The organism is Oribacterium sinus (assembly GCF_963537195.1).
Taxonomy (GTDB): Bacteria; Bacillota; Clostridia; order Lachnospirales; family Lachnospiraceae; genus Oribacterium; species Oribacterium sinus_A.
Genome location: NZ_CAUTEG010000015.1, coordinates 25291 through 33932, shown reverse-complemented (window position 1 = coordinate 33932; position 8642 = coordinate 25291). Strand labels below are relative to the sequence as shown.

Genomic DNA, 8642 nt, shown 5'->3' with positions numbered 1-8642 from the left:
TAGGGCCATCGCCAAGCGGTAAGGCACAGGCCTTTGACGCCTGCAGTCGTTGGTTCGAATCCAACTGGCCCTGCTTTATGAGACACTAGCTCAGTCGGTAGAGCACTTGACTTTTAATCAAGTTGTCGCGGGTTCGATTCCCGCGTGTCTCATTCCTGAAAGGGAGATATGCGGATGTGGCGGAATTGGCAGACGCGCCAGATTTAGGTTCTGGTGGGCGACCGTGCAGGTTCAAGTCCTGTCATCCGCAGGATGAAAACAAGGTTTTCGTGAGGATTGTGATAGAGGAAGTATCCTTTATCACTTTTTTTGTATCCGGAAAGACTGGTCTTTTTTGAAGAAAAGCCTTATGCTATAGAAAATCTATAGACGAAGGAAAGGAAGAGAATCGTTTGAGAACAGAGGATACAAGTACAAAGGACAGTGTAAGTGAAAATAATGCCAAGGCTTTGATTCGGAAGGCGCTTCAGGCCAGAAGAAAAGCCTATAGTCCCTACTCTCATTTTCAGGTGGGCGTAGCTTTGGAAACAGATTCAGGAGAAGTATTTTTAGGCTGTAATGTGGAGAATGCTTCCTATGGAGCCAGCAACTGCGGAGAAAGAACCGCCGTGTTTAAGGCGGTCAGTGAGGGCTATAAGCATTTTCGGAGAATCGCCATAGTAGGAGGCATGAAGGATAGTGAAGAGCTTTCCTACTGTATGCCCTGCGGTATATGTCGTCAGGTGATGGCGGAGTTTGTAGATTTACAAAGTTTTCAGGTCATTTTGGCAAAAAATGAAGAGGAGTATCAGATTTATACTCTAGCAGAGCTTCTTCCCCATGCCTTTTTGCCGGAGGCTCTGGAGGACTAAGCAGTTGTTTTAGGGACAGTCCTTTATTTTGGAGATAGTTTTTGCAGTTACAAGATAGAAAAGCTTATAAAGATTGAAATAAGTAGTATGGGAAGCGGTAAGTATTGCTTCTATCAAAGATACTTCTATCAAAGATACTTCTATCAAAGATAATATTATTTAGTCGACAATCAAGGAGGATAGTATGGGAACAGCACACAATGAAGCAGAGTTAGGGCAGATTGCAAAGACCGTTTTAATGCCGGGGGATCCCCTTCGAGCCAAGTTTATTGCAGAGAACTTTTTGACGGATGTAAAGTGTTTTAATACGGTGAGAAATATGTTGGGCTTTACCGGAAAATACAACGGAAAGGAAGTTTCCGTGATGGGGGCGGGAATGGGGATGCCCTCCATCGGCATCTATTCCTATGAGCTTTTTAACCACTACGATGTGGATGCCATTATTCGTATCGGTTCCGCAGGGGCTTTACGCGAGGATATTGAGCTGAAGGATGTGGTTATGGCTATGGGTGCCTGCACGGATTCTCGCTACAGCTATCAGTATGAACTACCGGGTGACTTTGCGCCTATTGCAGACTACTCCTTATTGGAAAAGGCGGTAGGAACAGCCAGAGAATTAAAGATTCCTGTTAAGGTAGGAAATGTGGTTTCCTCCGATGTTTTCTATAACGGCTATACCAAGGCCAACGAAAAGTGGGCAAGCATGGGTGCCCTTTGTGTGGAAATGGAGGCTGCAGCCCTCTATATGAATGCGGCAAAGGCCGGCAAGAAAGCTTTGGCGATTCTTTCCATTTCCGACCATATCTTAAAGGGAACAGAGCTTTCTCCGGAAGAGAGAAAGGTGGGCTTTAAAGATATGATGGAGATTGCATTACGTTTGGCATAAGGATTTTGTGCTCTGTTTGGCATAAAGATTTTGCGTTAAGCTTGGCATAAGTATTTGCATAACATTTAGCACAAGGCATTTGCATTGGCTTTAGCATAAGGAGTTTCCATGATTAATTATTCAGAAGATGAACGCTGTTATCATATCGGAGTAAAAAAGGGAGATTTGGGGAAATATGTTTTCCTTCCCGGAGACCCGAAGCGCTGTGAAAAGATTGCGAAATATTTTGACAATCCGGAATTGGTGGCAGACAGAAGAGAGTATGTGACTTATACCGGTACTCTTTTGGGGGAAAAGGTCAGTGTCTGTTCCACCGGTATAGGCGGACCCTCTGCTTCTATTGCCCTGGAAGAGCTTAGTACCTGCGGAGGAGAGGTTTTTATCCGTGTAGGCACAGCGGGAGGGATGGACCTTTCTGTAGAAGCAGGAGATTTGGTGATTGCCCAATCTGCAATCCGTATGGAGGGAACCTCCAAGGAGTATGCCCCTATCGAGTGGCCGGCCACAGCAGACTTCGAGCTGACTAAGGTGCTGGAAGAGGCGGGAAAAAAGCTTTCCGTAAAAACCCATGTGGGGGTAGTACAATGCAAGGATGCCTTTTATGGACAGCATAAGCCGGAGGACTTACCGGTCTCCAAGGAATTGCTGGAGAAGTGGGATGCCTGGTGCAAATTAGGTTGTAAAGCTTCCGAAATGGAGAGTGCAGCACTGTTTACCGTGGGAGCCTATCTGAAAAAGCAGGTAGGCACCGTTTTATTTGTAGTCTCCAACCAGGAGAGAGTAAAGGCCGGGCTTTCCAACGAAATTTTACACGATACGGATTTGGCGATTCAGACCGCCATTGAGGCCGTAAAGCTCCTGATTCAAAGGGAGAACGAGAGAAAGTAGGGAAGATGAAATTTAAAAGAGTATTTTTAATCGTTTTAGATTCCTTGGGAATCGGAAACGCAAGGGATGCAGCAAAGTTTGGAGACGAAGGTACGGATACCTTCCTCCATATTACGGAAAAGATGCCCTCATTTTCCATTCCCAATTTGGAAAAGTTGGGCATGGGAAATTTAAAGGCCTTAAAGGGGGTTTCTCCTGTAGAAAAGCCTTTGGCGAAGTACTATGCCTTAAATGAAGCCAGTAACGGTAAGGACACTATGACCGGACACTGGGAAATGATGGGGATAAAGACGGAAAAGCCCTTTATTACCTTTACCGACACCGGCTTTCCTCCTGCATTAATTCAGGAATTGGAAGAGAAGACGGGAAGAAAAGTGATCGGAAACAAGGCAGCCTCCGGTACGGAAATCATTGAGGAGCTGGGAGAGGAGCAATTAAGGACCGGAAGTATGATTGTCTATACTTCTGCGGACTCCGTATTGCAGATTGCCGCCCCGGAAGATCCCAAGTATTTTGGGCTGGAGGAACTGTATAAGGACTGTGAAATCGCCAGAGAAATCACCATGAAGGACGAATGGAGGGTTGGAAGGGTGATTGCCAGACCCTATGTAGGGGAGAAAAGGGGAGAGTTTAAGAGAACCTCCAACCGCCATGACTTGGCTTTAAAGCCACCTACAAAAACTGTACTGAATTATTTGGAAGAGGCGGGACTTTCCGTGATTTCCATTGGAAAGATTAATGATATTTTCGTGGGAGAGGGAATCAATAAGGCCATCCACTCCCGCTCCTCTGTGGAAGGGATGGAACAATGTATTGCCGTGGCGAAGGACGAGGATTTTAAAGGACTTTGCTTTGTGAATCTGGTGGACTTTGATGCCCTTTACGGCCACAGAAGAGATCCGATCGGCTACGGAGAAGAAATTCAGCGCTTTGATGAGAAGCTGGGCGAGTTGCTGTCCGTATTGAAGGAGGACGATCTTTTGATGCTGACTGCGGACCATGGAAACGACCCCACATTTTCCGGAACGGACCATACCAGAGAACAGGTGCCTCTCCTGGTTTATCATAAGGGAATTGCAGGAGGTCAAGGGGAGGAGCAGGACAGCTTCGGCGTAATCGGTGCCAGTGTTGCGGACAATTTTTCCGTTTCCCTTCCCTCTGAGCTGATTGGAAAGTCTCTGTACAAGGAGTTTTAAAAAGAAATGAAAACAGAGAAAGACTATATGAAGATGGCTCTTTCCCTGGCGAAAAAAGCAGCGTCCCGGGGGGATGTTCCCATCGGGGCGCTGATTGTTTATGACGGGACAAAGCCGGACTCTCCCATGGGAAGACTTTGCCAAGAAAAGGGGATTCTTCCGGGAACGATATTGGGTAGAGGCTATAACCAGAGAAACAAAAAGAACAATGCCCTCTATCATGGGGAAATTTTAGCCATTGAAAAGGCCTGCAAGAAAATAGGAGACTGGCGCTTGGAAGATTGCACCCTCTATGTGAATTTGGAGCCCTGTCCCATGTGTGCGGGAGCCATTTTACAGGCCAGAATTCCCCGTCTGGTCTTTTCTCTTCGGAATCCCAAAGCCGGCTTCTGCGGTTCTCTCTTAAATGTTTTGCAGATGAAGGAGTTGAATCACCGGGTGGCGATTCGGGAAAATGTTTTAGAGGGGGAGGCAAGAGACTTGCTTTCCCGTTTTTTTAGCTCTATGAGAGAGAATAAGGGGAAAGAGAGCTAGCCGGTAAAATAGCCGGCAAAGATTTCAAGAAGGATAGATTCCTTTATCATTAAGGTGTATAGGAGCTGCTCAGTGTATTTTAGAGGGAGAGCGTATGAAAAGAAGAGGAATATTAATCTGTGCCGGATATTTTTATGGCATTCCGTTTCCCTTGGAAGAGGAGGATCTGATTATTGCGGTGGACGGAGGCTTTCGCTACTGTCAAGAGGAAGGTATTATCCCCTCTTTGATTTTGGGAGATTTGGATTCTTTGAGAGGGAGCTCCTTAGAAAATTCGTCTTCTGCATCCTATAATATCTTTTCTGAAAATCCGAAGGAGAAGGCGGCATTTCTTTCTGAGTCTTCCTTTCAGGGGATTCCCCTAAAGCAGCTCCCTGTGGTGAAAAATGATACGGATCTTCTGGCGGCCATTAAGCTTTGTCTGGAAGAGGGAATCAGGGAAATTCATATTTTTGGGGCTTTAGAGGGAAGGCGCTTTGATCATAGTCTTGCCGCATTACAAAGTCTGGCCTATCTTACCGAACAAGGGGCTAGGGGATATTTGTACGGAAAAGAAGAGCTTATTACGGCGATTCAAGATGGAAGTCTGCATTTTCCGAAAGGAATGAAAGGGACTTGTTCCGTGTTTTCCTATTCTGAGGAGGCCAGGGGGGTAGAGGAAAAGGGGCTTCTCTATCAGGTGCATAAAGGCTGCTTAAAGAACAACTTTCCTATAGGGGTGAGCAACGCCTTTACAGGAGAAGAAGCGGAGATTTCCGTGGAAAAGGGAATGCTTTTTGTAAGCTATGGAATAGAAAATCTGTAAGCTATGGAATAGAAATTCTTACTTGCAAGCCCAGGTGCCCTTTGCTATAATTTTTTTACAGACTTGGCTGGGGCGTTCGAGTCCACACAATTTGAACCTACAAATATGACATACGGGATTCCAATATTTGCGATTAGGATAGCATGCCTTCCGTCCTGCGGTTAAGGATCCTTGAATAGTCCGTGAGGTAACCCACCTGGCTTAATGCTAGGAGTCAAACGTGTGGTACGGCGCTTTGGTGAGTCTGATTTTTGTGTCAAGCAAGAAATAAACTGTCCCTGCCGTATTTGTAAAGCATAGAGTCACAGGGAAAAGTGACCGTTTTATAGAAGAAAATGGCAGATGTACAGGGCGATGTATAGATGAACTGTTCTTTTAGGAGTGTAGAGCCATGAAAAGGGAAAACTGGACAGAACAAATCAAGTGGGGAATTACCGCATTTTTGGTATTGGCGGCGACTTCCCTGCTTTTTATTATAGTGAGCCATTTGGAGACCATTAACAAGAATTTTAATCTCTTTATTCAGATTCTGATGCCCATTATTTACGGGGCGGTTTTGGCCTATTTAATGAGCCCGGTATATAACTTTGTGGTAAAGATGACGGATGTTCTTTTGGCAAAGCTTTTTCGCAAAAAAAGCAAAAAACAAAGTACCATAAGCAGTTTTCTGGCCACCATTTGCAGCCTGCTGTTTCTGCTATTTATCGGAGGAAGTTTGGTATCTCTTTTGATTCCGGAGCTGACAAAGTCCATCTATAACCTATATATGACCTTGCCGGATGCCCTTAATCGCTCCTACGAAAGAATTCAAACCCTGCTGACCAATTATCCCGAAGCCAGAGAGTATGTGGAAGATTTATATACGGAAGTCAGTGCCTTTTTCAGCAGTAAACCGGAGAGTGCCCAGACGATTTTGGGACATTTGCAAAATATTGCCGCATTCTTCCGTGACGGTATATGGAATACCTTTACGGTGGTCAAAAATATCTTAATCGGTCTGATTGTGATGGTTTACCTTTTAAACCTGAAAAAAACCTTGAAGCTACAGTTTCGAAAGCTCCTGTTTGCCATCTTTTCCAAGGAAAAAGCGAAAGGGATTATTGAAGAGCTGCAATATGTTCACAAGATGTTCGGCGGCTTTATTCTGGGAAAAATCATCGACAGTGTGATTATCGGAATTTTAACCTTCTTTGTTTTAAGCATTATGAAGATGCCCTACACTTTGTTGGTTTCCGTAATCGTCGGCGTGACCAATGTGGTGCCCTTCTTCGGTCCCTTCGTGGGAGCCATTCCCTGCATCATCTTGATTATGTTAAGCAGCCCTCTCCAGGCCCTGTACTTTGCCATTGCCATTTTGGCGATTCAGCAGCTGGATGGAAATGTCATCGGACCGAAGATTTTGGGAGACTCCACCGGGCTTTCCAGTTTCTGGGTACTGTTTTCCATCATTCTGTTCGGAGGCCTCTTCGGCTTTGTGGGCATGATTATCGCCGTGCCTTTATGGGCGGTTATTCTGAACAGCATCCGGCGCTATGCCAATAAACGTTTGGAGAAGAAGCAAATTCCGAATAGCGCAGAGTACTTTGAGGATTTTGGGAAAATTTAGGCAGCTAAGAAGGAGATAAAAGGTTTTCCATCGTTTTTCTGCATAGAGTACTGAACAGGGGCACGCTCCCGCTAACTTCGCCTGCGTAGCTGTACTAAGCTTCAAGCTGCGCTTCGCTTGCTTTCAGCAAGTACAGACGGGCTCAGATTGCCCCTTATTCAGTACTCTACGCAGAAAAACTGCGTAATCCTTGTGTCTCATCCCTTCTTATCTGTCAAAATTTACCCGTATATTCTGTGAGGATTTGCTCCCATATCCTTTGGTTGTAAAAGTTGGGATTTTTGATATAATCATAAAGTTATCGGGGAATTGCCCCTAAGAGGAAAGCGCTTTGCGAGATTTGCTCGCTTTGAGTCTAAAGAAAAATGAAGAAATGGAGATAGCTATGGCAACTTTGTTAGAAAATTGGAGAAATACCGCCTACGGAAACGGAATGAATAAGCAGGAGCAGGAGGCTCTTTGGCAGAAGTATTTTGCTTTGGAGAAGGGATTTTATGAGGAAATCCTGAAGGATCCGAAGAAGGTTTATGAGGGAAGCGTAAAGGAGTTGGCAGAAAAGTTCTCCATCGATCCCTTCATTTTCGTAGGAATTCTGGACGGAATCGATGAGTCTTTAGCAGGCTATCATAATCCTATAGATACTATGGAAGAAGATACCGTTGTTAAGATTCAGATTGATCCGGAAAAGCTGTACTACAACATGGTGGAGGCCAAGGCTTCCTGGCTCTATGAGCTTCCGGCTTGGGATTCCATTTTGACAGAGGAGAAGAGAAAAGAGCTCTATAAGGAGCAGAAGAAGTCCGGAACGGTGAAGAGAGAGAGCAAGAAGATTTATCCAAATGATGCTTGTCCCTGCGGCTCCGGAAAGAAATACAAAAAGTGTTGCATGAGAAAAGACGAAGAAAAAGAGAGAGAATTATTACAAAATGGCTAATGCGGACTATTTGGTAAGAGGGACTGCGGCAGAAGGGCAGATTCGCGCCTTTGCCTGCAGCACCAGAAATACGGCAGAGGAGCAAAGACGGATTCATAATACTTCCCCCATTGCCACTGCAGCTATGGGCAGACTGATGAGTGCGGCTCTGATGATGGGAGTGGAGTTAAAGGGAGAGAAAGACCTGATTACCCTATCCATCAAGGGAGACGGCCCGATGAAGAGCCTTGTGGCTACGGCAGACTCCCATGGCAATGTAAAGGGCGTTTGCGGGAATCCCTATGTGATTCTTCCCGCAAGGGAGGATGGTCACTTAAATGTAGGTGGCGCCGTGGGGAACGGTTTCCTTTCCGTAATCCGGGACAATGGCTTGGGAGAGCCCTATGTGGGACAGACGGCCTTAATCAGCGGGGAAATTGCCGAGGATATCAATGCTTACTACAGTATCAGTGAGCAGATTCCTTCTTCAGTAGGCCTTGGGGTTTTGATGAATAAGGAAAATACCGTGGCTGAGTCCGGAGGCTTTATTATCCAGCTTCTTCCCTTTGCAGAGGAAAGTCTTCTGGATAAGCTGGAGGAGAAGCTGTCCAAGGTTCATTCCGTTACGGATTTACTGGCAAAGCATACACCGGAGGAGCTTCTGGAGTATTTATTGGGAGATTTCGGATTGGAAATCCATGAGAAGCGGGAGCTTCGCTATCACTGCAACTGCAGCAGAGAAAGGGTGGAGAAAGCTTTAATTTCTTTGGGAAAGAAAGAGATTGAATCTTTACTTTCTGACCATAAGTCCCAGGAAGTCCGTTGTGATTTCTGCAACAAGAAATATATCTATTCAGAGAATGATTTAGAAGAATTGCTCAACAGATAATTTTTTCACAAGGCTTCTTTTTTCGAGTTTTCTAAAAAAGAGGGATAAAATCATTCAGAAAAAAACCAAAATGC

General features: G+C 45.2%; 9 protein-coding genes, 3 tRNA genes and 1 other RNA gene. All 13 read left to right on the top strand.

Annotated features, from left to right (window positions below):
• Position 1 precedes the first annotated feature (1 nt).
• The 13 genes from RYL27_RS03340 to hslO all read left to right on the top strand — a co-directional run bounded on the left by RYL27_RS03340 (position 2) and on the right by hslO (position 8568).
• A tRNA-Gln gene (locus RYL27_RS03340) sits at positions 2-73 on the top strand.
• A gap of 6 nt (positions 74-79) precedes the next feature.
• Positions 80-152, top strand: a tRNA-Lys gene (locus RYL27_RS03335).
• 18 nt (positions 153-170) lie between these two features.
• A tRNA-Leu gene (locus RYL27_RS03330) sits at positions 171-250 on the top strand.
• Between the two features lie 142 nt (positions 251-392).
• Positions 393-851, top strand: a complete 459-nt coding sequence (locus tag RYL27_RS03325) for a cytidine deaminase (RefSeq protein ID WP_308580049.1) — start codon at positions 393-395, stop codon at positions 849-851.
• A 184-nt stretch (positions 852-1035) separates the two neighbouring features.
• Positions 1036-1737 (top strand): purine-nucleoside phosphorylase, encoded by a 702-nt coding sequence (deoD, locus tag RYL27_RS03320; protein ID WP_308580051.1) that lies wholly within the window; start codon positions 1036-1038, stop codon positions 1735-1737.
• A gap of 108 nt (positions 1738-1845) precedes the next feature.
• On the top strand, positions 1846-2625 hold the full coding sequence (udp, locus tag RYL27_RS03315) for a uridine phosphorylase (RefSeq protein WP_314965229.1): 780 nt from the start codon (positions 1846-1848) through the stop codon (positions 2623-2625).
• A 5-nt stretch (positions 2626-2630) separates the two neighbouring features.
• A complete protein-coding gene (locus RYL27_RS03310; protein ID WP_314965227.1) occupies positions 2631-3821 on the top strand; it encodes a phosphopentomutase in 1191 nt (396 codons plus the stop codon).
• 6 nt (positions 3822-3827) lie between these two features.
• Positions 3828-4355 (top strand): nucleoside deaminase, encoded by a 528-nt coding sequence (locus RYL27_RS03305; protein ID WP_314965225.1) that lies wholly within the window; start codon positions 3828-3830, stop codon positions 4353-4355.
• Positions 4356-4449: 94 nt separating this feature from the next.
• Positions 4450-5160, top strand: coding sequence for a thiamine diphosphokinase (locus RYL27_RS03300; protein ID WP_314965223.1), 711 nt, complete (start codon positions 4450-4452; stop codon positions 5158-5160).
• 61 nt (positions 5161-5221) lie between these two features.
• A non-coding RNA gene (ssrS, locus tag RYL27_RS03295) (6S RNA) lies at positions 5222-5406 on the top strand.
• Positions 5407-5551: 145 nt separating this feature from the next.
• Positions 5552-6766 carry an AI-2E family transporter gene (locus tag RYL27_RS03290; RefSeq protein WP_314965221.1) on the top strand — a complete coding sequence of 405 codons (1215 nt, stop codon included), beginning with the start codon at positions 5552-5554 and terminating at the stop codon, positions 6764-6766.
• A gap of 385 nt (positions 6767-7151) precedes the next feature.
• Positions 7152-7700: an SEC-C metal-binding domain-containing protein gene (locus RYL27_RS03285; RefSeq protein WP_040648399.1), complete on the top strand. Its 549-nt coding sequence runs from the start codon at positions 7152-7154 to the stop codon at positions 7698-7700.
• Positions 7693-8568 carry an Hsp33 family molecular chaperone HslO gene (gene hslO, locus RYL27_RS03280; protein ID WP_314965218.1) on the top strand — a complete coding sequence of 292 codons (876 nt, stop codon included), beginning with the start codon at positions 7693-7695 and terminating at the stop codon, positions 8566-8568. The genes RYL27_RS03285 and hslO overlap by 8 nt, the downstream gene beginning before the upstream one ends.
• Positions 8569-8642: the final 74 nt, after the last annotated feature.

Excerpts from the sequence above, each read along its gene's own strand:
- RYL27_RS03305 (WP_314965225.1), top strand. The coding sequence starts at position 3,828 with ATGAAAACAGAGAAAGACTATATGAAGATGGCTCTTTCCCTGGCGAAA.
- deoD (WP_308580051.1), top strand. The coding sequence starts at position 1,036 with ATGGGAACAGCACACAATGAAGCAGAGTTAGGGCAGATTGCAAAGACC.
- RYL27_RS03310 (WP_314965227.1), top strand. The coding sequence starts at position 2,631 with ATGAAATTTAAAAGAGTATTTTTAATCGTTTTAGATTCCTTGGGAATC.
- RYL27_RS03285 (WP_040648399.1), top strand. The coding sequence starts at position 7,152 with ATGGCAACTTTGTTAGAAAATTGGAGAAATACCGCCTACGGAAACGGA.
- hslO (WP_314965218.1), top strand. The coding sequence starts at position 7,693 with ATGGCTAATGCGGACTATTTGGTAAGAGGGACTGCGGCAGAAGGGCAG.
- RYL27_RS03300 (WP_314965223.1), top strand. The coding sequence starts at position 4,450 with ATGAAAAGAAGAGGAATATTAATCTGTGCCGGATATTTTTATGGCATT.
- RYL27_RS03290 (WP_314965221.1), top strand. The coding sequence starts at position 5,552 with ATGAAAAGGGAAAACTGGACAGAACAAATCAAGTGGGGAATTACCGCA.
- udp (WP_314965229.1), top strand. The coding sequence starts at position 1,846 with ATGATTAATTATTCAGAAGATGAACGCTGTTATCATATCGGAGTAAAA.